This is a genomic window from Paraburkholderia sp. SIMBA_054, from assembly GCF_046534875.1.
Classification (GTDB): domain Bacteria; phylum Pseudomonadota; class Gammaproteobacteria; order Burkholderiales; family Burkholderiaceae; genus Paraburkholderia; species Paraburkholderia hospita.
The window spans coordinates 1-466 of sequence record NZ_JAWRXV010000245.1; the positions used below are offsets into that span (position 1 = coordinate 1).

Annotated in this window: 1 protein-coding gene; it reads left to right on the forward strand. The window is 51.5% G+C overall.

What is annotated here, in order from left to right; translation table 11 throughout:
• Nucleotides 1–26: 26 nt before the first annotated feature.
• The coding region (locus SB822_RS54965; protein WP_410858831.1) for a fimbria/pilus periplasmic chaperone at nucleotides 27–466 on the forward strand (440 nt) is incomplete at its 3' end.

Below are 466 nucleotides of genomic sequence, written 5' to 3' on the forward strand. Positions count from 1 at the left end.
GCTCGCCGTTAACGGTTCTGCCGCCAGTGCAACGCATCGATTCAATGATGAACGGGCAGGTAAAAGTGCAGGGAATGCCGGATATCAACAAATTACCTGCCGATCGTGAAAGCATGTTCTACTTCAACGTGCGCGAGATCCCGCCAAAATCAGACAAACCCAACACCCTGCAAATCGCGCTGCAAACGCGTATCAAGTTGTTCTGGCGACCAAAGGCGCTGGAAAACACCAGCATGAAAAGTCCGTGGCAGCATAAAGTTACTTTAACCCGCAGCGGTCAGGCATTTACCGTCAATAACCCGACGCCATACTACGTGATTATCAGCAACGCCAGTGCGCAGAAAAACGGTAATCCGGCTACGGGGTTCTCGCCTCTGGTCATTGAGCCGAAAACCACAGTTCCGCTGAATGTGAAAATGGATAGCGTACCGGTACTGACTTACGTCAACGACTTTGGCGCACGGAT